The organism is Streptomyces sp. NPDC039609, assembly GCF_055596705.1.
This window is the reverse complement of sequence record NZ_JBVIUJ010000010.1, coordinates 304,930-327,030: the sequence shown is the minus strand read 5'-3', so window position 1 is coordinate 327,030 and position 22,101 is coordinate 304,930. Positions and strand designations below refer to the sequence as shown.

At 71.7% G+C, this 22,101-nt stretch carries 23 protein-coding genes and 1 pseudogene; 18 read left to right on the top strand and 6 right to left on the bottom strand.

The features are described from left to right. The coding region (dnaE, locus tag ACZ561_RS29165; protein ID WP_471000367.1) for a DNA polymerase III subunit alpha at positions 1 to 2,550 on the top strand (2,550 nt) is incomplete at its 5' end. Positions 2,551 to 2,646: 96 nt separating this feature from the next. Here the strand turns inward: dnaE and ACZ561_RS29160 are convergent. Further along, the gene (locus ACZ561_RS29160; RefSeq protein WP_376443835.1) at positions 2,647 to 2,820 is read right to left on the bottom strand and encodes a hypothetical protein; all 174 of its coding nucleotides are present in this window, start codon (positions 2,818 to 2,820) and stop codon (positions 2,647 to 2,649) included. 215 nt (positions 2,821 to 3,035) lie between these two features. Here ACZ561_RS29160 and ACZ561_RS29155 point away from each other — a divergent pair, with 215 nt between their 5' ends. From ACZ561_RS29155 to ACZ561_RS29140, 4 genes are read left to right on the top strand one after another with little or no spacing between them, the layout of a single operon-like run. Next, a complete protein-coding gene (locus ACZ561_RS29155; protein WP_471000364.1) occupies positions 3,036 to 4,310 on the top strand; it encodes an NYN domain-containing protein in 1,275 nt (424 codons plus the stop codon). A gap of 28 nt (positions 4,311 to 4,338) precedes the next feature. Then, positions 4,339 to 5,328, top strand: a complete 990-nt coding sequence (locus tag ACZ561_RS29150; RefSeq protein WP_471000361.1) for an ABC transporter ATP-binding protein — start codon at positions 4,339 to 4,341, stop codon at positions 5,326 to 5,328. Between the two features lie 13 nt (positions 5,329 to 5,341). Beyond that, complete coding sequence (locus ACZ561_RS29145) at positions 5,342 to 6,160, top strand: ABC transporter permease (protein ID WP_471000358.1); 819 nt, start codon at positions 5,342 to 5,344, stop codon at positions 6,158 to 6,160. Positions 6,161 to 6,194: 34 nt separating this feature from the next. Beyond that, on the top strand, positions 6,195 to 6,839 hold the full coding sequence (locus ACZ561_RS29140; RefSeq protein WP_471000355.1) for a DUF2567 domain-containing protein: 645 nt from the start codon (positions 6,195 to 6,197) through the stop codon (positions 6,837 to 6,839). Between the two features lie 354 nt (positions 6,840 to 7,193). Here the strand turns inward: ACZ561_RS29140 and ybaK are convergent, their stop codons facing one another. From ybaK to ACZ561_RS29120, 4 genes are all read right to left on the bottom strand, one after another. Beyond that, positions 7,194 to 7,691, bottom strand: a complete 498-nt coding sequence (ybaK, locus tag ACZ561_RS29135; protein ID WP_471000352.1) for a Cys-tRNA(Pro) deacylase — start codon at positions 7,689 to 7,691, stop codon at positions 7,194 to 7,196. Between the two features lie 13 nt (positions 7,692 to 7,704). Next, positions 7,705 to 8,442, bottom strand: coding sequence for an LON peptidase substrate-binding domain-containing protein (locus ACZ561_RS29130; RefSeq protein WP_329121642.1), 738 nt, complete (start codon positions 8,440 to 8,442; stop codon positions 7,705 to 7,707). A gap of 5 nt (positions 8,443 to 8,447) precedes the next feature. Continuing rightward, positions 8,448 to 9,485, bottom strand: coding sequence for a hypothetical protein (locus tag ACZ561_RS29125; protein ID WP_471000349.1), 1,038 nt, complete (start codon positions 9,483 to 9,485; stop codon positions 8,448 to 8,450). A 138-nt stretch (positions 9,486 to 9,623) separates the two neighbouring features. Then, positions 9,624 to 11,225: an oxidoreductase gene (locus ACZ561_RS29120; RefSeq protein ID WP_471000346.1), complete on the bottom strand. Its 1,602-nt coding sequence runs from the start codon at positions 11,223 to 11,225 to the stop codon at positions 9,624 to 9,626. Positions 11,226 to 11,399: 174 nt separating this feature from the next. On the opposite strand from ACZ561_RS29120, the gene hisD reads away from it, so the two are divergent. The 10 genes and pseudogenes from hisD (at position 11,400) to ACZ561_RS29070 (ending at position 18,768) form a co-directional block, all read left to right on the top strand. Beyond that, positions 11,400 to 12,743 (top strand): histidinol dehydrogenase, encoded by a 1,344-nt coding sequence (gene hisD, locus ACZ561_RS29115; RefSeq protein WP_471000343.1) that lies wholly within the window; start codon positions 11,400 to 11,402, stop codon positions 12,741 to 12,743. Continuing rightward, entirely contained in the window at positions 12,740 to 13,870 is a 1,131-nt protein-coding gene (locus tag ACZ561_RS29110) for a histidinol-phosphate transaminase (RefSeq protein ID WP_471000340.1), read from the top strand. Before hisD ends, ACZ561_RS29110 begins: the two co-directional genes overlap by 4 nt. Further along, positions 13,867 to 14,460: an imidazoleglycerol-phosphate dehydratase HisB gene (hisB, locus tag ACZ561_RS29105; RefSeq protein WP_158986436.1), complete on the top strand. Its 594-nt coding sequence runs from the start codon at positions 13,867 to 13,869 to the stop codon at positions 14,458 to 14,460. Before ACZ561_RS29110 ends, hisB begins: the two co-directional genes overlap by 4 nt. Positions 14,461 to 14,464: 4 nt before the next feature. Then, entirely contained in the window at positions 14,465 to 14,632 is a 168-nt protein-coding gene (locus tag ACZ561_RS29100; protein ID WP_260228758.1) for a hypothetical protein, read from the top strand. A 5-nt stretch (positions 14,633 to 14,637) separates the two neighbouring features. Then, positions 14,638 to 15,288 carry an imidazole glycerol phosphate synthase subunit HisH gene (gene hisH / locus ACZ561_RS29095; protein WP_471000336.1) on the top strand — a complete coding sequence of 217 codons (651 nt, stop codon included), beginning with the start codon at positions 14,638 to 14,640 and terminating at the stop codon, positions 15,286 to 15,288. Between the two features lie 2 nt (positions 15,289 to 15,290). Continuing rightward, positions 15,291 to 16,022 (top strand): bifunctional 1-(5-phosphoribosyl)-5-((5-phosphoribosylamino)methylideneamino)imidazole-4-carboxamide isomerase/phosphoribosylanthranilate isomerase PriA, encoded by a 732-nt coding sequence (gene priA, locus ACZ561_RS29090; RefSeq protein WP_471000333.1) that lies wholly within the window; start codon positions 15,291 to 15,293, stop codon positions 16,020 to 16,022. Beyond that, complete coding sequence (locus ACZ561_RS29085) at positions 16,019 to 16,417, top strand: RidA family protein (RefSeq protein WP_376443798.1); 399 nt, start codon at positions 16,019 to 16,021, stop codon at positions 16,415 to 16,417. Before priA ends, ACZ561_RS29085 begins: the two co-directional genes overlap by 4 nt. Further along, positions 16,414 to 17,169 carry an imidazole glycerol phosphate synthase subunit HisF gene (gene hisF, locus ACZ561_RS29080; RefSeq protein ID WP_376443795.1) on the top strand — a complete coding sequence of 252 codons (756 nt, stop codon included), beginning with the start codon at positions 16,414 to 16,416 and terminating at the stop codon, positions 17,167 to 17,169. Before ACZ561_RS29085 ends, hisF begins: the two co-directional genes overlap by 4 nt. A gap of 111 nt (positions 17,170 to 17,280) precedes the next feature. After that, complete coding sequence (locus ACZ561_RS29075) at positions 17,281 to 17,868, top strand: ArsR/SmtB family transcription factor (RefSeq protein ID WP_471000329.1); 588 nt, start codon at positions 17,281 to 17,283, stop codon at positions 17,866 to 17,868. Then, positions 17,865 to 18,768: pseudogene (locus tag ACZ561_RS29070) on the top strand (MFS transporter). The gene ACZ561_RS29075 and the pseudogene ACZ561_RS29070 overlap by 4 nt, the downstream one beginning before the upstream one ends. Positions 18,769 to 18,810: 42 nt before the next feature. On the opposite strand, the gene ACZ561_RS29065 reads toward ACZ561_RS29070, so the two are convergent. Next, the gene (locus ACZ561_RS29065; RefSeq protein WP_471000326.1) at positions 18,811 to 19,446 is read right to left on the bottom strand and encodes a TIGR03085 family metal-binding protein; all 636 of its coding nucleotides are present in this window, start codon (positions 19,444 to 19,446) and stop codon (positions 18,811 to 18,813) included. A gap of 83 nt (positions 19,447 to 19,529) precedes the next feature. On the opposite strand from ACZ561_RS29065, the gene hisI reads away from it, so the two are divergent. The 3 genes from hisI to ACZ561_RS29050 are packed head-to-tail and all read left to right on the top strand — an operon-like array spanning position 19,530 to position 22,062. Further along, positions 19,530 to 19,880, top strand: coding sequence for a phosphoribosyl-AMP cyclohydrolase (hisI, locus tag ACZ561_RS29060; RefSeq protein WP_329121673.1), 351 nt, complete (start codon positions 19,530 to 19,532; stop codon positions 19,878 to 19,880). 11 nt (positions 19,881 to 19,891) lie between these two features. Next, positions 19,892 to 21,382, top strand: coding sequence for an anthranilate synthase component I (locus ACZ561_RS29055; RefSeq protein WP_376446642.1), 1,491 nt, complete (start codon positions 19,892 to 19,894; stop codon positions 21,380 to 21,382). A 14-nt stretch (positions 21,383 to 21,396) separates the two neighbouring features. Continuing rightward, a complete protein-coding gene (locus ACZ561_RS29050) occupies positions 21,397 to 22,062 on the top strand; it encodes a TIGR02234 family membrane protein (protein ID WP_471000321.1) in 666 nt (221 codons plus the stop codon). Positions 22,063 to 22,101 lie beyond the last annotated feature (39 nt).

Here is a 22,101-nt window from a genome sequence, read left to right as displayed (position 1 = left end):
GGAGGCATCCCGGACGACCGGCTGAAGCAGGCCGAGTACGAGATGGACACCATCATCTCGATGGGCTTCCCCGGCTACTTCCTCGTCGTCGCCGAGTTCATCATGTGGGCCAAGAAGCAGGGCATCGCCGTCGGCCCCGGCCGAGGCTCCGCGGCCGGTTCGATCGTCGCGTACGCCATGGGCATCACCGACCTCGACCCGATCCCGCACGGACTGATCTTCGAGCGCTTCCTCAACCCCGAGCGCATCTCGATGCCCGATGTCGACATCGACTTCGACGAGCGTCGGCGCGTCGAGGTGATCCGGTACGTGACCGAGAAGTACGGCGCCGACAAGGTCGCCATGATCGGCACCTACGGCAAGATCAAGGCGAAGAACGCGATCAAGGACTCGGCCCGCGTCCTCGGCTACCCGTACGCCATGGGTGACCGGCTCACCAAGGCGATGCCCGCCGACGTCCTCGGCAAGGGCATCGACCTCAACGGCATCACCGACCCCTCGCACCCGCGCTACAGCGAGGCCGGCGAGATCCGGGCGATGTACGAGAACGAGCCGGACGTGAAGAAGGTCATCGACACCGCCAAGGGTGTGGAGGGCCTCGTCCGGCAGATGGGTGTGCACGCGGCCGGCGTGATCATGTCCAGCGAGCCCATCGTCGACCACGCGCCGATCTGGGTGCGGCACACCGACGGTGTGACCATCACGCAGTGGGACTACCCCCAGTGCGAGTCGCTCGGCCTGCTGAAGATGGACTTCCTCGGCCTGCGAAACCTGACCATCATGGACGACGCCGTCAAGATGGTGAAGGCCAACAAGGGCATCGACCTCGACCTGCTGGCCCTGCCGCTGGACGACCCGAAGACCTTCGAACTGCTCCAGCGCGGTGACACCCTCGGTGTCTTCCAGTTCGACGGCGGACCCATGCGTTCGCTGCTGCGGCTGATGAAGCCCGACAACTTCGAAGACATCTCCGCCGTGTCCGCCCTGTACCGGCCGGGCCCGATGGGCATGAACTCGCACACGAACTACGCCCTGCGCAAGAACGCGCAGCAGGAGATCACCCCGATCCACCCCGAGCTGGAGAAGCCGCTCGAAGAGGTGCTCGCGGTCACCTACGGCCTGATCGTCTACCAGGAGCAGGTACAGAAGGCCGCCCAGATCATCGCCGGGTACTCCCTCGGCGAGGCCGACATCCTCCGCCGCGTGATGGGCAAGAAGAAGCCCGAGGAGCTGGCGAAGAACTTCACCATCTTCCAGGCCGGTGCCCGGAAGAACGACTACAGCGACGAGGCCATCCAGGCCCTGTGGGACGTCCTGGTCCCCTTCGCCGGCTACGCCTTCAACAAGGCGCACTCCGCCGCGTACGGCCTGGTGTCCTACTGGACCGCGTACCTCAAGGCCAACTACCCGGCCGAGTACATGGCCGGTCTGCTGACCTCGGTCAAGGACGACAAGGACAAGTCCGCGGTCTATCTCAACGAGTGCCGCCGCATGGGCATCAAGGTCCTGCCGCCCAACGTCAACGAGTCCGAGTCGAACTTCGCCGCGCAGGGCGACGACGTGATCCTCTTCGGCCTCTCCGCGGTCCGCAACGTCGGCACCAACGTCGTCGAGTCGATCATCAAGTCCCGCAAGGCGAAGGGGAAGTACTCCACCTTCCCCGACTTCCTCGACAAGGTCGAGGCGGTCGTCTGCAACAAGCGGACCATCGAATCGCTGATCAAGGCCGGCGCCTTCGACGAGATGGGCCACACCCGTAAGGGCCTGGTCGCCCACCACGAGCCGATGATCGACAACGTGGTGGCGGTCAAGCGCAAGGAGGCCGAGGGACAGTTCGACCTCTTCGGCGGCATGGGAGACGAGGCGACCGACGAGCCCGGCTTCGGCCTGGACGTGGAGTTCTCCGACGTCGAGTGGGAGAAGTCCTACCTGCTCGCCCAGGAGCGCGAGATGCTCGGCCTCTACGTCTCCGACCACCCGCTCTTCGGAATCGAGCACGTCCTCTCCGACAAGACGGACGCCGCGATCTCCCAGCTCACGGGAGGCGAGCACTCCGACGGCGCGGTCGTCACCATCGGCGGCATCATCTCCGGCCTCCAGCGCAAGATGACCAAGCAGGGCAACGCCTGGGCCATCGCCACCGTCGAGGACCTCGCCGGCTCCATCGAGTGCATGTTCTTCCCTGCCACGTACCAGCTGGTCTCCACCCAGCTCGTCGAGGACACGGTCGTCTTCGTGAAGGGCCGTCTCGACAAGCGCGAGGACGTGCCCCGGCTGGTCGCCATGGAGCTGATGGTCCCGGACCTGTCGAACGCCGGGACCAACGCGCCCGTCGTCCTGACCATCCCGACCGTCAAGGTCACCCCGCCGATGATCAGCCGGCTCGGCGAGATCCTGGGGCACCACAAGGGCAACACCGAGGTACGGATCAAGCTCCAGGGCCCGCGCACGACGACCGTCCTGCGGCTCGACCGGCACCGGGTCCAGCCCGATCCCGCGCTCTTCGGCGATCTGAAGGTTCTGCTCGGCCCGTCCTGTCTGGCCGGATAGGGCCGGACAGGGGTCCCCGGGCGGAAGCCCGGGCCCACACGCGCGGAAGGGGCGCGCCCGTCGTCACGGGTGCGCCCCTTCCGGGGTTACGCGCGATCAGTTGTGACCGAAGCGCTTCTGCCGGCCCTTGCGAGCCATGTCACCGGGGGTCACCTGCGAGGCGCGCTGCTCGGCCTGGGACTCCATCGACGACTGCTGCGCCTGCTGGGCGCCGCGCTCGGCCTGCGAGGACTGCTGCTGACTGCGGTTCTGCTTCCGATTCTTGGCCATGGTGATGCCTCCTCAAAGGGATCTCGGGGCCAGGGCCGCTGTCAGCCTCACATATGGGGTGAACCGCCGCATTTTGGATCATTACCGACAGTGAGCGGGTTGCGGAGTGACATTCGCCACGCCGATGATCCAGTTCCGGCCGTCTACCTCTCCACGGTCGGGCAGACTCTGGGGAAATCCGAAGCAACTTCCGATCCCGAGGTTCCCGAAAGAAGGTGGAACACGTGGACCGCTGCGTCGTTCTCGTGGACGCCGGCTATCTGCTGGGCGCCGCCGCGAGCCTCCTCGCCGGGGAACCGGCCCGCTCCCGGATCACCGTCGACCACGCCGCGCTCATCCAGGGGCTGCGCGAACGCGCCGAGGCCGACACCGAACAGCCCCTGCTGCGGATCTACTGGTTCGACGGCGCCCCCGACCGAGTGCCCCAGCCCGAACACCGGAGGCTCCGTGTGATGCCCCGGGTCACCGTGCGGCTCGGCGCGCTGACCCGCAGCGACGGCCGCTGGGCCCAGAAGGGCGTCGACGCGGCCATGCACGCCGAGCTCACCGAACTGGCCAGAAACCGTGCCTGCTCCGATGTCGTGCTCGTGACCGGCGACGGCGATCTGCTGCCCGGCCTGATGTCCGCCAAGGAACACGGCGTCGCCGTCCACCTCTGGGCCGTGCAGGCCGCCGACGGCGACTACAACCAGTCCGAGGACCTCGTCGCCGAGGCCGACGAACGCCGGGTCCTCGACCGGGCCTGGATCACCCGGGCCGTCCGCGCCAAGGACCTCACGGGCATCTGCGCGCCCCCGCCGGCCCCACGCCCCGAGATCGCCGCGATCCTCTCCGCCCCGCTGCCGGAATCGGCGCTCGCCGCCTCCGCCGAACGGGCAGCCGAGGCCGCGGCCGCGGCAGCCGCCTCCGTACACAACGGCGCGGCGGCCCCCGAGGCGCCCGCGCCCACCGAGGACGGTGCGGCGACCGATACGCGCTCACCGGCCACCGGCAAGGTCGTCCCCACCCCCAAGGACCTCGCGGGACTGCGCGGCCCCGGTGCCCCGGCTCACCCGCCGGCCACCAACGCCACCCTGCGCTGGTCCTCCGACAAGGGCTGGATCGAACGCCCCGGCGGCGCACTCGGCGAGCCCCCCGAGACGGCCTCCCTGCCCACCCTCGCCCAGCTCACCAGCGCCGAGCAGCGCTGGGCCGACCGCGAGGAGGACATCACCACCGTCGGCGGCGACCCCTTCGAGGTCGGACAGGTCTTCGCCCGTCGCTGGATGGAGCGGCTCCCCGAGCAGAGCCATGTCCAGAAGCTGTCCGTGATGTACCCGCGCATCCCGCACCGCATCGACGGCGAACTGCTCAGGTACGCGGCCAGGTTCGGCCTGCTCGCCCACAAGGACGACCAGATCGACGAACACGACCGGTACGCGATCCGGGCCGGCTTCTGGCGCGAGATCGACGTACGGGCCGCCGCGGAACGCGCCCCCGCGGGGGAGTAGGCCGAAGGACCCCGTAGGCTCTTCCTCCGTGAGTACGGTGTGCGTGGTGCGGGATCTGGTCAAGACGTACCCCGCCGCGCGCGCCCGGCGGGGGACGCCCGCGACCCCTGAGATCCGCGCCACCGACGGGATCAGCCTCGATGTGCGCGGCGGCGAGATCTTCGGCCTGCTCGGCCCCAACGGAGCCGGCAAGTCCACCCTCGTACGCCAGCTGACCGGGCTGATGCGCCCCGACTCCGGCACGGTCGAGCTGCTCGGCCACGATCTCGTACGCCACCCGGAACGTGCCGCGCGCCTGCTCGCCTACCTCGGCCAGGAGTCCACCGCGCTCGACGAACTGACGGTCGCGCTGGCCGCCGAGACCACCGGGCGGCTGCGCGGGCTGACCGCACGGGACGCGCGGGCCGCGAAGGACGCCGTCCTGGAGGAGCTGGGTCTGACCGAGCTCGCCGGTCGGCCGCTGAAGAAGCTCTCGGGCGGACAGCGACGGCTCGCCTGCGTCGCGGCCGCCCTGGTCGGCGAACGGCCGGTCCTGGTCCTCGACGAGCCCACCACCGGGATGGACCCGATCGCCCGGCGGGCCGTCTGGTCCGCCGTCGACCGACGGCGCGCCGAGCACGGCACGACCGTGCTGCTCGTCACCCACAACGTGATCGAGGCCGAGACCGTACTGGACCGGGTCGCCGTCCTGGAGCGGGGCCGGGTCATCGCCTGCGACACCCCGGGCGGGCTGAAGGAACGCGTCGCGGGAGAGGTCCGGGTCGATCTGGTCTGGCGCGAGCGTGCCCCGCTGGAGGTCCCCGAGGTCGCCGCCCTGCGCGAAGTCGCGCAGGAGTCGGGACGGCGCTGGACCCTCCGGCTGGCCCCGGACGAGGCGCGGGCGACGGTCGCGGCGGTGACGGGCGGGGCGGCGTTCGCCGCCCTGGACGACTTCACGCTGGCCACGCCGAGCCTGGAGGACGTGTATCTGGCGCTGGGCGGCGAGATCCAAGGAGCCACGGGACTGGTGAAGGCATGAGGAGCTGTACGGAGTGAGCATCGTGCCCGCCGAGGCCGCCCCGGCCCGGGCTCCCGACGCACCGGCCGCCGGTACCGCCGCGCCGCTGGCGCCGCGCGCCCGGCTGCTGCCGGCTCTCGCCGCCGTCTACCGCGCGCAGCTCTCGCGGGCCCGGGTCTCGCGTATCCCCCTGCTGTTCGTGGCGACGTTCCAGTCCGTCGGGATCATGGTCCTGATGCGGGGCGTCGTCGACGGCGGGGCGGAGGCGCGGGCGGTCGTGGCGGGCTCGTCGGTCCTCGTCGTCGCCTTCGTGGCGCTGAATCTTCTCGCCCAGTACTTCGGGCAGCTGCGGGCCACCGGAGGGCTCGACCACTACGCGACGCTGCCGGTGCCGCCTGCCGCGGTGGTGCTGGGGGCGGCCGGGGCGTACGCGTCCTTCACCGTGCCGGGGACCGTCGTGACGGCGGTCATCGGGTCGCTGCTCTTCGGGCTGCCGCTCGGGCAGCTGTGGATCCTCGCGGCGGTCGTGCCGCTGGCCGGGGCCGCGCTCGCCGGGCTCGGCGCGGCGCTCGGGCTGCTCGCCCCGCGGCAGGAACTCGCGACGCTGCTCGGGCAGCTCGGCATGTCGGCGGCGTTGCTGCTCGGGGTGCTGCCGGCTGAGCGGCTGCCGGAGCCGATCGACTGGGCGCGGGACCTCTTGCCGTCGACGTACGGGGTGGAGGCGCTGGCCCGTACCTTCGATCCGCACCCGGACTGGGCGGCGGTGGGGCTCGACCTCGCGGTGTGCGGGGCCGTGGGGGTCGTGTCGCTGGCCGCGGCGACGTGGGCGTATCGGCGGGCGGCGGTCCGCTGAGGCGGGTCGTATCCGTACCTGGCACGATGGCGGGGTGACCGCACCTCTGACACCGCCTCACCAGCCTCCGAACGACTCCGTGCCGCCGGACGGGTGGCCCGCGCCCTATCCTCCGATGCCGGGCGACGACGGCGTACCGAGCGCGGTGACGGAGCTGCGGCAGGCGGCCGTGATCACCGTCGTCTCCGCCGTCGCCGGGGCGGCGCTGGGGCTGCTGTGGTTCTGGCTCGCGCCGCGGGTCTCGCTGATCTCCGACGGCAAGGCGGTCTTCCTGCGGCACAGCGAGGGTGAGGCGGCGATCGGGGCGGACGGAACGTTCGTGCTGCTCGCGCTCGCCTTCGGGGCGGTGGCCGCGGCCCTGGTCTTCCTCTTCCACCGGCACGGGGGCGTGGCCCTGGTGATGGGTCTCGCGGTGGGCGGCGTGCTGGGATCACTCCTCGGCTGGGGCGTGGGCACGCTGCTGGGACCGACGCACGACGTGGTGGCCCGTGCGAAGGAGGTGGGGCCGAACGTCGTGTTCGACGCGCCGCTGAAGCTGGAGATGTGGGCCGGGGCGATGCTGGCGTGGCCGATCGTGGCGATGATCGTCCACCTGGCCCTGACGGCCCTCTTCGGCCCGAGGGACCCGGAGCCGGAATGGCCACCGACGGACGCCCCGGGCAAGGCTCCGCAGGCCTGACGACTCTCGGGCGGGGCGGGGTTCCCCCGCTCCACCCTCCCCCAAGACTTCGTCCGGGGGGACCCCACCCCGGAACCCGACGAGACGGAGCCCCCGGTGCGGCAGCTTCGCGCCGCGGGCACGGGAGGGTCGGCTACGGGAGTTGTCGGGCCCCGCTGCCCGGGGCGCGGCAGCTTCGCGCCGCTAGCACGTGCTGGGGCCGTACGCCGGGCCCTTCCGGGCCTGTCGGGGCGGCAGCCGCGCGCCGCGAGCGGTGCCGGGTCCTTCCGGGCCTGTCGGGGCGGCAGCCGCGAGCGCGTGCCGGCCGTATGCCGGGCCTTCCGGGGCCCAGGGGTCTTGCCCCCGTCCCCGACGCTAGCCGCGGCCGATGGGGGCCAGGACCGCGGAGGTCAGGGTCGCCAGGGACGTCGGGGCCAGTTCTACTTCCAGGCCCCGGCGGCCCGCCGAGATGCAGATCGTTTCGTGGGTCGTGGCCGAGGTGTCCAGGACCGTGCGGAGGCGTTTGCGCTGGCCCAGGGGGGAGATGCCGCCGCGGACGTAGCCCGTCGTGCGTTCGGCCGCCGCCGGGTCCGCCATCGTCGCGCGTTTGCCACCGACCGCCGAGGCCAGGGCCTTCAGGTCCAGCTGGCCCGCGACCGGGACGACCGCCACCGTCAGTTCGCCGTCGACGTCCGCGACCAGCGTCTTGAAGACCCGGTCCGGGGAGACGCCGAGCGCCTCCGCCGCCTCCTCGCCGTAGGACGCGGACGCCGGGTCGTGGTCGTAGGAGTGGAGTGTGAACGGAGTCCCGGACGCCGTCAGCGCCACCGTCGCCGGGGTGCCGCCCGCCTGCTTCTTCTGCTTCTTCGCCACGTCGAATCCCTCGTCAGTTCGGGCTCGTCGGCGCCCGCGTCAGGTCCACCGCCGGCAGCGACGGCAGATGCCGCAGCATCGCCGTCTCCGTACGCAGCAGCGTCAGCTCCTCCCGCAGCCGCGTCGCGGTGTCCGGCGCCTGCAGCAACCGCTGCTTCGCCGGCGTGTCGAGCACCGCCGCCGCCGCGACCAGGTACGACACCACCGACGGATCGTCCGGCAGATCACTCGTCGTCAGCGACCGCTCCCGCGCCCCCGCCAGCCGCTTCTGGTACGTGCGGAACGCCCGCAGCACACCCTCGGCCAGCGTGCCCGCCTCGTCGCCCTGCTCCTCCGGGATCTCCTCGATCTCGGCCACCAGGAACGGACCGCTCGCGTCCACCGACAACAGCTTCACCCGGGTCGTGCCCGTGGCCATCACCTCGAAGCTGCCGTCCGAGCGCTCCCGGATCGTCGCCGCGTCGGCGATGCAGCCGACCCGGTGGAAGGCCTGGATGGGGTCCGGGCCGAAGCCCGCGGCGGGCCCCTTCTCCCGCTGCGCCGTCGGGTCCGGCATCCCCGGCTCCGTCGGCGCGACCTCGCGGCCGTCGCGGATCGCGACCACGGCGAAGCGACGGGGCTCCGAGTCATCGGTCTTGAGCAGCTCGCGCATCATGGCGCGATAGCGCTCCTCGAACACGTTCAGGGGCAGCACAAGGCCCGGGAACAGCACCGCGTTGAGCGGGAAGAGTGGCAGGCTGGCGGTGGTCACAGCGGTCAAGCGTAATGGCCGTCGGGCGCGCCTCGTCCGGCCCGTCCATGTCCGGCTCCGCGCAGCGGGATCGTGCGGGCCACCGCGACCCGCACCGTGTCCCGCGCCTCCAGAAAACTGCCGAGCGGATCGTCCCCGACGAGCGCCCACGGAAACGACGTGGCGTACCGGCCGATCCGGCGGAACTCCTCCAGCGCCTCCTCCTGGCGTCCCCGCCTGAGCAGCACGTACACCAGCAGATTCCGGACCTCCGCGAGCCAGGGATCGCCCGCCGCGTACTCCGCCGACAGCGCGATGCCCCGGTCCGCCGCCGCGTCGATGCGGTCCTCCTGGACGGGGCCCGCGCCGACCAGCAGCTGGGCGAAGGCGGCGTTCACCGGCAGCGCCCGGGCCAGCGAGCCTGGCGGCGCGTCCTCGGCGGCCTGCTCGGCGAAGTCGAAGCACTCGCGGTGCGAGCCGTACCACTGGGCCGACAGATAGCGGAGCGCGGCGACGTGGCAGCCGTAGTGGTGCGGGGAGCGGCGAACGGCCTGCTCCCAGAGCGACTCGAACACCGCATTGCCCGCATGCGTGCCCCGCGCGTGGTCCAGGGCGAGCCGCCACGGCACCGGGTCGCCGGGCGAGGCCTCGGCGGCCGCGTCGATCAGCGGCCCGAGCTCGCGCAGCCGCTCGGAGCGGGCCGGCGAGCCCCAGGCCCTGCGCACCGCGAGCTCCGCCTTGACGAGCAGCGCGTCCGGGTCGCGCGGCGAGACGGCCAGCCAGTGGACCAGCCACTCGTCACGGCTGTACGCGAAGGTGGCGAGCCGTGCCACGTACCGGTCCCGCTTCTCCCACTCGGCGGCGTCCCGGGTCGTCGCGAGCAGTTTCGCGGCGGGCTCGGGGTCGGCGAGGGCGGCCGCCACCAGCGCCGGGGCGAGCCGGTCGTCCGGCGCGTCGAGCAGCACGTCGTCGTCCGGCGGCAGCGCGGCGGCGAGCCGCGGGCTGTGCCGGACCATACGGGCGGTGCCGATCAGGGCGCGGAGCAATGACATGGTGCGGACCATTGAAAACCGCAGGTGAGGGCTGCGCCAGTGGGGGACTGTGAAGCTTTGGTAGCGGCGGGAAAGTTGTCCTGCACGAGGTCAAGACAGGGTAAAGAAAGGGGTGAGGGGCGGCAGAATCCGCCCCTCACGTCACAGTCGTCACCCCCGTCGCAGCGTCCGCGAGGCCCCCGCCGCCACCGTCGTCGCCAGCACCCACCCCAGCAGGATGAGCGCCGTCGCGGCCCACTGCCAGAAGCCCTCCAGGCGCCAATAGCCGTCCTGGCCCAGGTTGATCACCGGCAGCAGCAGGTCCAGCGCGTACAGCGTGGCGCTCCAGTTCGGCGACTCCTCCGGCTTCAGCGGTTGCGGGTCGTACCGGGAGAAGGCGAGCGCCCCCGCGGCCCACAGCACCGCCATCCACAGCGCGGCCCGTCCCGGCCGATAGCCGTACGCCACCGTCCAGTCCTGGAGGTAGCCCCAGAGCTTCCCGGCCACCGGCAGCGTCTCCCGGCGCCGCCGCTGCTTGGCGAGCAGCACCTCCCGGGCGTCCGCGTCCTCTCCGCTGTTGCGCAGCACCGTCGCCAGGCGTTCGTACGGCTCAGGGGCGTACTCCGGCGTCGCCGCCGCCACCCACTCGAGCCGCCGGGCCAGCGGGAAGTGCCCGTACGGCACCAGGTTCTCGTAGACGAAGCCGTTCATCGACAGACCGCCGGGACCGGGCCAGCTGGTGGAGAGGTCGATCAGCGTCACGACCTTCGCGCCGTTGAGCACCACCCGCCCCTCCTCCGGCGGCTCCCCGTTGAACCGCAGCTCCGGGGTGACGATCCGGCGCAGCGACACCTGCTCCCTCCGCGCCCCGTCCAGGACGAACCGCGCGTAGTGCAGGTCCACCGCGTCGCCGAACCGGCCGTCGTCCAGCCGCACCCCGCCATGGCACTCGACCGGCTTGCGCCGCGCCCCCTGCACCGGCGTGTACCCGATGCCGTACGGGGGAGTGGCCGTGGCGTTCCCCGAGCCCTCGTACACCCACGCCGCGTTCAGATAGAGCGAGCGCTCCACCGTCAGCTGCGGCGCGTTGAGCGCGCGGCGCTGCTGCGCGCCGCGCAGCACACTGCCGCGCAGGCTCAGCGACACGCCCACCTTCGCCCCGCGCAGGCTCAGCTCGCCGTACGTCTCGATCAGCTCGGCCTGGAGGTCCTGCGCCACCACCAGGCCGTCCGCCGTGATCGCCCGGCCGCGCCGGTCCGGCCACACCCGGATCTGGTTGATCAGCAGATCCGTGCCGATCTGCGCGTCCGTGAGCCGGATGCCGCGCTCCACCCGGCAGCGCGGCAGATGCAGATCGCCCTGGGTGTGGAGCCGCGCCGCCTCCAGGCGGGGGATCGTGCACTCCACCATCCGCACCGTCCCGAAGTGGGCCTCCGGCAGCACGATCTCCTGCTCGAACCTGCAGCGGTTCAGCTCCACGTACGGGCGTATCTCACCGCCGGCGAGATTGAGCACGCCCGTGATCCGTACTCCGCGCAGCTTGAGCGCCGCCACCCGCCCCGACCTCGGCGGCGGCCCGTCGAGCAGCAGCAGAGCCACCACGTCGGCGCGCACGCTGCGCGTGTCCTCCCACGCATGCGGGCCGAAGGGATCGTCCCGGGCCGCCTCCCCCTCGCTCAGATCGCAGGTCCTGCCGATCCGGAAAGCCCGCCACATGACCCGCTCCGGGCCCGTGAGGCCGTCCGGCATTCCGTCTTCGTGCGGCTCGGTCACTGCCGCCCCCTCGCTTTCCACGAACCCGCTTCCCTGGATTCGTACAGCCGTTCTTCCCGCTGAGTGACGGACTGAACGCTAACGGTCAGCTGTGGCGACAAGACGCCAATGTGGCTCGTATCAGCCAGTGATACGGACGTCCGGCGCTTGTGGGGCGTCTGCGAGAATTGACCCGTGATCTCTCGTATCGACCTGCGCGGCGACGCCCTCCCCGAGGGTGGCGCACTGCGCGACCTGCTGCCCCGTGCCGAGTTCGACGTGGAAGCCGCCCTGGAGAAGGTGCGGCCCATCTGCGAGGACGTACGGCATCATGGCGCAGCGGCGGTGATCGACTACGGCGAGAAGTTCGACGGCGTCCGCGTCGCCGACCTGCGCGTCCCCGCCGAGACGATCGCCCGCGCCCTCGACGAGCTGGACCCGGCCGTCCGGGCCGCCCTGGAGGAGTCCATCCGCCGGGCCAGGATCGTCCACCGCGAGCAGCGCCGCACCACCCACACCACCCAGGTCGTGCCCGGCGGCACGGTCACCGAGAAGTGGATCCCGGTCGAGCGCGTGGGGCTCTACGTCCCCGGCGGCCGCTCCGTCTACCCCTCGTCCGTCGTCATGAACGTCGTCCCCGCCCAGGAGGCCGGGGTCGAGGGCGTCGCGATCGCGTCGCCGCCGCAGAAGGAGTTCGGCGGCCTGCCCCACCCGACGATCCTTGCCGCCTGCGCGCTCCTCGGCGTCGACGAGGTGTACGCCGCCGGCGGCGCCCAGGCCATCGCCATGTTCGCGTACGGCACCGAGGGCACCGACGACACGCCCGGCTGCGCCCCCGTCAACCTGGTCACCGGGCCCGGCAACATCTACGTCGCCGCCGCCAAGCGCCTCCTCAAGGGCCGTATCGGCATCGACGCCGAGGCCGGTCCGACGGAGATCGCGATCCTCGCGGACTCCACCGCCGACCCGGTGCACGTCGCCGCCGACCTGATCAGCCAGGCCGAGCACGACCCGATGGCCGCCGCCGTCCTCGTCACCGACTCCGAGGAGCTGGCCGAGGCCACCGAGGCCGAGCTGAAGACCCAGGTCGCCGCCAGCAAGCACATCGACGACCGGATCGTCCCGGCCCTGTCCGGCAAGCAGTCCGCGATTGTCCTCGTCAGCGACCTGGAGGACGGCCTCAAGGTCGTCGACGCGTACGGCGCCGAGCACCTGGAGATCCAGACCGCCGACGCCGCCGCCCGCGCCGACCGTGTCCGCAACGCGGGCGCGATCTTCGTCGGCCCCTGGGCGCCCGTCTCCCTGGGCGACTACTGCGCCGGCTCCAACCACGTGCTGCCCACCGGCGGGTGCGCCTGCCACTCCTCGGGCCTGTCCGTGCAGTCCTTCCTGCGCGGCGTCCACATCGTGGACTACACCCGGGACGCCCTCGCCGAGGTCACCCACCACGTGGTCACCCTCGCCGAGGCCGAGGACCTGCCCGCGCACGGTGCCGCGCTCAAGGCCCGGTTCGGTTGGAAGGTGCCAGAAAGCCAGTGACCGCGAACGACACCATCCGGATCGACGACCTTCCGATCCGCGACGAGCTGAAGGGCAAGACGCCCTACGGCGCGCCCCAGCTCGACGTGCCCGTCCAGCTGAACACCAACGAGAACCCGTACCCGCTGCCGGAGCCCCTGGTGGCCCGGATCGCGGAGCGGGTCGCCGAGGCCGCCCGCGGCCTCAACCGCTACCCGGACCGGGACGCGATCGAGCTCCGTACCGAGCTCGCCCGCTACCTCACTCGTACCGGAAAGCACCCGGTCGCCCTCGAGAACGTCTGGGCGGCCAACGGCTCCAACGAGGTCCTCCAGCAGCTGCTGCAGACCTTCGGCGGCCCGGGACGTACGGCCATCGGCTTCGAGCCCTCGTACTCGATGCACGCGCTCATCGCGCGAGGCACCGGCACCGGCTGGATCTCCGGCCCGCGCGACGAGGACTTCACGATCGACGTCGAGGCGGCCGAGAAGGCCATCGCCGAGAACCGCCCGGACGTCGTCTTCATCACCTCGCCCAACAACCCCACGGGCACCGCGGTGGAGGCCGAGACCGTCCTCGCGCTGTACGAGGCCGCCCAGGCCGCCAAGCCGTCCGTCGTCGTCGTCGACGAGGCATACGTCGAGTTCAGCCACCGGGACTCCCTCCTGCCGCTGATCGAGGGCCGGCCGAACCTGGTCGTCTCCCGCACCATGTCCAAGGCCTTCGGCGCGGCCGGTCTGCGCCTGGGCTACCTCGCCGCGCACCCGGCCGTGGTCGACGCCGTGCAGCTCGTACGGCTGCCGTACCACCTCTCCGCCGTCACCCAGGCCACCGCCCTCGCCGCCCTGGAGCACACCGATACGCTCCTCGGGTACGTCGAGCAGCTCAAGACCGAGCGGGACCGCCTGGTCACCGAGCTGCGCGCGATCGGCTACGAGGTCACCGAGTCCGACGCCAACTTCGTCCAGTTCGGCCGCTTCGACGGAGCCGAAGGCTCCCACGCGGCCTGGCAGAAGATCCTCGACCGGGGCGTCCTGGTCCGGGACAACGGCGTACCGGGCCGGCTGCGGGTCACCGCCGGCACCCCCGAAGAGAATGACGCGTTCCTCGATGCGGTTCGCGCACTGAAGAAGGAGCAGAGCTCATGAGCCGCGTTGGCAGAGTCGAGCGCACCACCAAGGAGACCTCCGTCGTCGTCGAGATAGACCTCGACGGCACCGGAAAGGTCGATGTCGCCACCGGCGTCGGTTTCTACGACCACATGCTCGACCAGCTCGGCCGCCACGGTCTGTTCGACCTCACCGTCAAGACCGACGGCGACCTGCACATCGACTCGCACCACACCATCGAGGACACCGCCCTCGCCCTCGGCGCCGCCTTCAAGCAGGCGCTCGGCGACAAGGTCGGCATCTACCGCTTCGGCAACTGCACCGTCCCGCTGGACGAGTCGCTCGCCCAGGTGACCGTCGACCTCTCCGGCCGCCCCTACCTGGTGCACACCGAGCCCGAGAACATGGCGCCGATGATCGGCTCCTACGACACGACGATGACCCGCCACATCTTCGAGTCCTTCGTCGCGCAGGCGCAGATCGCGCTGCACATCCACGTGCCGTACGGGCGCAACGCCCACCACATCGTGGAGTGCCAGTTCAAGGCGCTGGCCCGAGCCCTGCGCTACGCCTCCGAGCGCGACCCGCGCGCGGCCGGCATCCTGCCTTCCACGAAGGGCGCGCTCTAACCTCATGACCGGCCTCTCCACCATCCTCATCGTCGTCGGGCTCTTCCTCGCCGGCGGTGTGTACTCCTTCTCCAAGCAGAAGCTGCCCAAGGGCGTGATCGTCGTCCTCGCCATCGCCTCCGTGATGTGCCTGGTCGCGGGCGTCCTTCGGATTCAGGGAATCTGGGAATGACCGGCATGAGCAGTGCGCGTACTCCCAAGAAGGTCGTCGTCTTCGACTACGGCTTCGGCAACGTCCGCTCCGCCGAGCGGGCCCTCGCCCATGTCGGCGCCGAGGTCGAGATCACCCGCGACTACGACAAGGCCATGAACGCCGACGGGCTCCTCGTCCCCGGCGTCGGCGCCTTCTCCGCCTGCATGAAGGGCCTCAAGGAGGCCCGCGGCGAGTGGATCATCGACCGCCGGCTCTCCGGCGGCCGCCCCGTCATGGGCATCTGCGTCGGCATGCAGATCCTCTTCGCCCGTGGCATCGAGCACGGCGTGGAGACCGAGGGTCTCGACGAATGGCCCGGTACGGTCGAGCCGCTGAAGGCCCCGGTCGTGCCCCACATGGGCTGGAACACCGTCGACGCGCCCGAGGGCAGCGAGCTGTTCGCGGGCCTCGACGCCGACGCCCGGTTCTACTTCGTGCACTCCTACGCGGTGCGCGAGTGGAGCCTGGAGGTCGGCAACCCCAACATGCGTGCCCCCAAGGTCACCTGGGCCACCCACGGCGAGCCGTTCGTCGCGGCCGTCGAGAACGGTGCCCTGTGGGCGACCCAGTTCCACCCCGAGAAGTCCGGCGACGCCGGAGCACAGCTGCTCACCAACTGGATCGAGACCCTCTGATCATGGCTCAGAAGCTTGAACTCCTCCCCGCCGTCGACGTCCGCGACGGCCAGGCCGTCCGCCTTGTGCACGGCGAGTCCGGTACGGAGACCTCCTACGGCTCCCCGCTCGAGGCGGCTCTCGCCTGGCAGCGCTCCGGCGCCGAGTGGCTGCACCTGGTCGACCTCGACGCCGCCTTCGGCACCGGCGACAACCGTGAGCTGATCGCCGAGGTCGCCAGGGCCATGGACATCAAGGTCGAGCTCTCCGGCGGCATCCGCGACGACGCCTCGCTCGCCGCCGCCCTCGCCACCGGCTGCACCCGCGTCAACCTGGGCACCGCCGCCCTGGAGACCCCCGAGTGGGTCGCCAAGGTCATCGCGGAGCACGGCGACAAGATCGCGGTCGGCCTCGACGTCCGTGGCACCACGCTCCGCGGCCGCGGCTGGACCCGCGACGGCGGCGACCTCTACGAGACGCTCGCGCGCCTCGACTCCGAGGGCTGCTCGCGCTATGTCGTCACCGACATCGCCAAGGACGGCACGCTCCAGGGCCCGAACCTGGAGCTCCTGAGGAACGTCTGCGCCGCGACCGACAAGCCCGTCGTCGCCTCCGGCGGCGTGTCGTCCCTGGACGACCTGCGCGCCCTGTCCGGCCTGGTGCCGCTGGGTGTCGAGGGCGCGATCGTCGGCAAGGCGCTGTACGCCGAGGCGTTCACCCTGGAAGAGGCCCTGGAGGCGGTGGCTTCCGTATGACCGACGCCGTCCGCAAGGTGGTGACCGGCGCTCCCTGGGAGGAGCAGTTCGGCTACTCCCGCGCGGTGGAGCTGCCGAACGGTCTGGTCCTCGTCTCCGGCTGCACGTCGGTGATCGGCGGCCAGATCGCCGGCGGCGGCCCGTACGAGCAGGCGATCAACTCCTTCAACGTGGCCTTCGACGCGCTCAAGAAGCTCGACCTGGGCCCGGAGGACGTCGTACGGACCCGGATGTACATCACCCACGCGCGGGACGTGGACGAGGTCGGCCGCGCCCACAAGGAGCTGTTCGACGCCGTCCGCCCGGCGGCTTCGATGATCATCGTGTCCGGCTTCGTCGACCCGAGCCTGGTCGTCGAGGTCGAGGTCGAGGCCTACAGGAGTGGTGCGGAATGAGCCTCGCCGTACGGGTGATCCCCTGCCTGGACGTGGACAACGGCCGGGTCGTCAAGGGCGTCAACTTCCAGAACCTTCGCGACGCCGGCGACCCCGTCGAGATGGCGAAGCTGTACGACGCCGAGGGCGCCGACGAGCTGACCTTCCTCGACATCACCGCCTCCTCCGGCAACCGCGAGACGACCTACGACGTGGTGCGCCGCACCGCCGAGCAGGTCTTCATCCCGCTGACGGTGGGCGGCGGTGTACGCGCGGCGGAGGACGTCGACAAGCTGCTGCGTGCCGGGGCCGACAAGGTGGGCGTGAACACGGCCGCCATCGCCCGGCCCGAGCTGATCCGTGAGATCGCGGAGCGCTTCGGCCGCCAGGTGCTGGTGCTCTCGGTCGACGCCCGGCGTACGGCCTCCGGCTCCTTCGAGGTGACGACGCACGGCGGCCGCAAGGGCACCGGCATCGATGCCGTCGAGTGGGCGCACCGGGCCGCCGAGCTGGGCGCGGGCGAGATCCTGCTCAACTCGATGGACGCGGACGGCACGAAGGACGGCTACGACACCGAGATGATCGCGGCCGTGCGCAAGCACGTGACCGTGCCGGTGATCGCGAGCGGGGGAGCGGGCAGGCTCTCCGACTTCCCGCCGGCGATCGAGGCGGGTGCCGACGCGGTGCTCGCGGCCTCGGTCTTCCACTTCGGCGACCTGCGGATCTCGCAGGTCAAGGACGCGCTGAGGGAGGCGGGCCACCCGGTCCGCTGAGCCAGGCTCCAGAAAGGCCCCCGGAAGGGGGCCTTTCCCTTGGCCCGATGAGCAGGATTATTTGTGCAAATCCTGTTGTGCAAGATTTCTTTTGTATCTACGGTCGTGGACATGACCTCGCAGGAGAACCGTCGGATCACCGACCTCGGCACCCTCAAAGCCATCTCGCACCCCTTGCGGATGCGCCTCTACCGCGCCCTCTTCGTGGCCCGTACCGCCACCGCCTCCCAACTCGCCGACCAGGTCGACGAGGCGGTCTCCCTCGTCAGCTACCACCTGCGCAAACTGGCCGAGCACGGCCTCATCGAGGAGGCCGAGGGGCACTCCGCCGACGGCCGTGAACGCTGGTGGCAGCCCAGCTCCTACGGCGTCAGCATCCGCGACGAGGACGTCCGGGGCACCCCCGAACTGGCCGCCGCGAGCGACGCCCTCGGCCGCACCATCTACGAACAGCGGGCCGAACTCCACCGCCGCTTCCTCGACGAGCGGCTGACCTGGTCCGACGAGTGGCGCTCCGCCTCGATCAGCTCCGAGTGGCTGCCGCGGCTGACCGCCGCCGAACTCGCCGCGCTCGGCGAGGAGCTCGACGCGGTACTGCAGAAGTACGACGCCCGGGCCCGGGCCGCCGAGCAGGCCGGCGACACCGAAGGCCGCGAGAACGTCGCCGTCCACCTCCACGGCTTCCCCTACCACTCATGACGGCCACCACGACCCTCCCCGCCGCCCGCCCCGCCCACCGCGATGCCAACGTCCTGCGCTGGCTCGGCGCCTACACCGCCTCCACGCTCGGCGACAGCGTCTACCACCTCGCCCTCTCCTGGTCCGCCGTCCGCGGTGGCACCCCCGCGGAAGCCGGGCTCGTCATGGCCGTCAGCGCCGTACCGCGCGCCCGGACTCCTCTTCGCGTTCTCCCTGCCGCTGCTCCTGAAGCTCCGGATCGCCCCGCTGCCCGGTGACGAGCCCTCCCGCGACGGCACCGCGCTGCGCGACCTCGCCGACGGACTGCGCTACATCCGCCGCCACCGGGTCCTCGGCCCGTTGATGATCGTCATCGCGCTCAGCGACCTCGGCTTCGTCGGCCCCCTCAACGTCGGCCTCGCGCTCCTCGCCGACCAGCGCGGCTGGGGCGCCGCCGGCATCGGCTGGGTCCTCGCCGGATTCGGTACCGGAGCGGCCGCCGCCTCCCTGCTGCTGACCGTACGGGGCCGGATACCGCGCGCCGGGGCCGTCATGGCCTGGACGATCACCCTCGGCGCCTGCTCGATCGCCGCCCTCGCCTACGTACCGCAGCTGCCCGTCGCCGTGGCCGTGTCCGTCTCCGTCGGCCTGCTCGCCGGCCTCAGCGGCGCCCTGTGCGGCGCGCTCACCCAGACGGAGTGCGACCCCGCGTACCTCGGCCGGGTGACGGCCGTGTCCAGCCTCTTCAGCCTGGGCATCGCCCCACTGAGCTACCCCCTCACCGGCGCGGCGGTGGGCCTGTGGGGACTCGCCCCGGTGTACACCGCCAGCGCCGCGGTCTGCGTGCTGGGCGGCGTGTACGCCCTCTCCGTACGAGCCCTGCGCCGCGCGGAACTGCCGGGGGCTGCGCGGCGGGGCTGATCGCTCGCAGAGGGCGCCACCGGGCCCTCCGCGCCGGCGGCCCTAGATCCCCAGCTGCTTCGCTTCGTGCAGGCGGTCGATCGCGTCCTGTTCCCCGTCCAGCTCCACCTTCGCCACGTCCTGGCGGCCGAAGACGAACATCGTCAGCTCACCCGGCTCGCCGGAGACCGTCACCACCGGCGTGCCGCGGTGCGCCACCGCCGTCTGCCCGTTCGGGCGGCGCAGCACCAGTCCCACCGGCGCCTTCCGGCCGAGGAGCCGCGCACCCTTCTCCAGGCGGGACCAGAGCGCGTCCGAGAAGACCGGGTCCAGCTCGCGCGGCGACCAGTCCGGCTGGGCCCGCCGGACGTCCTCCGCGTGGACGTAGAACTCGACGATGTTCGCTCCCTCGTCCACCTGCTTGATGGTGAACGGCGACATTCGCGGGGGACCCGTACGGATGAGCTGGATCAGCTCCTCGTACGGCTTCTCCGCGAACTCGGCCTGCACCCGGTCCAGACGATCCTTCAGCGCCGGTACGAGCGTCCCGGCGGCCGCGTCCGGGCGGCGCTCGCGCACCACCACATGGGCCGCGAGGTCCTGGGTCCGCCAGCCCTCGCAGAGCGTCGCGGCATCCGGCCCGGCCGCCTCCAACAGATCGGCGAGCAACAGGCGTTCACGCTTGGCATGGGTCGACATGCTTGCCAGCGTACGACCGGCGCCGCCGGTCCGCCCAGTGGACGTCCGCCGGACACACCCGCCGGCCACGGCACAATGGCCGCATGAGCAGCAATCTCGACCCGGCCATCGCCGCCCGCCTCAAGCGCAGCCCGGACGGACTCGTCCCGGCCATCGCCCAGCAGTACGACACCGGCGAGGTGCTCATGCTCGGCTGGATGGACGACGAGGCCCTCCACCGCACCCTCACCACCGGCCGCTGCACCTACTGGTCGCGCAGCCGCCAGGAGTACTGGGTCAAGGGTGACACCTCCGGCCACGTCCAGCACGTCAAGTCCGTCGCCCTCGACTGCGACGCCGACACCGTGCTCGTCAAGGTCGACCAGGTCGGCGCCGCCTGCCACACCGGCGCGCGCACCTGCTTCGACGCCGACGTGCTCCCGCTCTCCCAGTAAGGTCAGCCGCCATGGACCTCGAGACCTTCCGCAAGCTGGCGGCCGACCGCCGCGTGATCCCTGTCAGCCGCCGGCTCCTCGCGGACGGCGACACCCCGGTCGGGCTCTACCGCAAGCTCGCCGCCGAACGCCCCGGCACCTTCCTCCTCGAGTCCGCGGAGAACGGCCGTTCCTGGTCGCGCTACTCCTTCATCGGCGTCCGCAGCGACGCCACCCTCACCGTCCGGGGCGGCCAGGCGCACTGGCTCGGCACCCCGCCCGTCGGCGTTCCCACCGACGGCGACCCCCTGCAGGCCCTGCGCGCCACCGTCGAAGCCCTCCACACCCCCCGTGACCTGGCGTCCGGGATGCCGCCCTTCACCGGCGGCATGGTCGGCTACCTCGGGTACGACATCGTCCGCCGCCTCGAGCGCATCGGCGACTCCACCCGGGACGACCTGGAGCTCCCCGAGCTGACCATGCTGCTCACCAGCGACCTCGCCGTCCTGGACCACTGGGACGGCACGGTCCTGCTGATCGCCAACGCGATCAACCACAACGACCTGGAGACCGGCGTCGACGAGGCGTACGCCGACGCCGTCGCCCGGCTCGACACGATGGAGGCCGACCTGGCCCGCCCGGTGGCCAACCCGCCCGCCGCGCTGCCGGCCTCCGAGCTGCCGGAGTTCTCGGCCCTGTGGGGCGGTCCGGCCTACCAGGAGGCCGTCGAGGACATCAAGGAGCGGATCCGGGCCGGCGAGGCCTTCCAGGTGGTCCCCTCGCAGCGTTTCGAGACCCCGTGCCGTGCCTCCGCGCTCGACGTGTACCGGGTGCTGCGGGCCACCAACCCGTCGCCGTACATGTACCTCTTCCGTTTCGAGAACGGCTTCGACGTCGTGGGCTCGTCCCCCGAGGCGCTGGTCAAGGTCGAGGACGGGCACGCGATGCTCCACCCGATCGCCGGCACCCGGCACCGCGGCGCCACCCCGCAGGAGGACCATGACCTCGCGGAGGAGCTGCTCGCCGACCCCAAGGAGCGGGCCGAACATCTGATGCTCGTCGACCTCGGCCGCAACGACCTCGGCCGGGTCTGCGAGCCAGGCTCGGTGGAGGTCGTCGACTTCATGTCGATCGAGCGGTACTCGCACGTCATGCACATCGTGTCGACCGTGACCGGGCGGGTCGCGCAGGGGAGGACCGCCTTCGACGTCCTCACCGCCTGCTTCCCGGCCGGCACGCTGTCGGGCGCGCCGAAGCCGCGCGCCATGCAGATCATCGAGGAGCTGGAACCGTCCCGGCGCGGACTGTACGGCGGGTGTGTCGGCTACCTCGACTTCGCCGGCGACTCCGACACCGCGATCGCCATCCGTACCGCGCTGCTCCGCGACGGCACCGCGTATGTGCAGGCCGGAGCCGGTGTCGTCGCCGACTCCGACCCGGTCGGCGAGGACAACGAGTGCCGCAACAAGGCGGCCGCCGTCCTCCGCGCCGTCCACACCGCCAACCGGATGAACGGCGCATGAGGGCGTAAGGGATAGTGGGGTACGTGAGTGCTGTTCCCGTACCCCAGCCCCGAGCCGCGCGCGCGGGCGCCGCGGCCGCCTCGTCCGGTGGCCGCCGCAGCCTGGCCGTGGCCCTCCTGCTCGGCGCCCTCGGTGCCACCGTCGTGCTGCTGTCCGCGGGCCAGATCTGGGCCGAGGGCACGGCGTCGGTGGGCGGCGGCACCGTGCCGGTCGAGGCCGACGGCGGCGCCGTCACCGGTGTGCCGACCGCCCTCGCCATAGTCGGTCTGGCCGCGCTCGTCGCCGTCTTCGCCGTCCGCCGCGCCGGGCGCACCCTGGTCTCCGGCCTGCTCGCGCTCAGCGGCGCGGGCGCGGCGCTCGCCGCGTTCCTCGGCGCGTCCGACACCGACGCGCTGGACGCGGAGGCCGCGCGCATCACCGGCGACACGGCCGCCTCGGTGTCCGGCCTGACCCACACCGCCTGGCCGTACGTCGCCGCCGCCGGGGCGCTGCTCATCCTCGCCGCGGGCCTGCTCGCCCTGCGGTACGGGAAGAGCTGGCCGGCGATGGGCGGACGCTACGAGCGCTCCGGCACGCCGCGCACCGCGCGCAAGGCGCCCGCGTCCGGAGCCGCGTCCGACCGGCCGGAGGACCTGTGGAAGGCCCTCGACCGCGGCGAGGACCCGACGCACGACGGCTGATCGCGGAGAGGTGGCGCGACGCGTGATCGTCCGCCCACC